Origin of the sequence: Streptomyces sp. P17, from assembly GCF_032436805.1 — a bacterium.
Classification (GTDB): Bacteria; Actinomycetota; Actinomycetes; order Streptomycetales; family Streptomycetaceae; genus Streptomyces.
The window spans coordinates 1-248 of record NZ_JAVRBF010001284.1 but is presented as its reverse complement, the minus strand read 5'-3'; the positions used below and the strand labels follow the sequence as shown (position 1 = coordinate 248).

At 62.9% G+C, this 248-nt stretch carries 1 pseudogene; it reads left to right on the top strand.

What is annotated here, in order from left to right:
• Nucleotides 1–44: 44 nt before the first annotated feature.
• Nucleotides 45–248 (top strand): annotated as a pseudogene (locus RMT89_RS44690) (acyl-CoA dehydrogenase); the annotation flags it as partial.

Below are 248 nucleotides of genomic sequence, written 5' to 3'. Positions count from 1 at the left end.
ACTGGGCGATAACAGCCATTCGCGTACCGGACTCCGCCGGGGAGATGGAGGAACGAGTTGCGCTCGTTCCCCGGAGCGAATTCGAGATCGAGCAGGACAGTTGGACCATGGCCGGCGCACGTGCGACCGGCAGCAAACGGGTGACGCTGCGTGACGCGTTTATCCCCCTGCATCGCACGATCGCGTGGGCGGATGTCGAAACCGGCACCTATCCCGGACTGGAGGTCAATGACGGACCGCTTTATCAG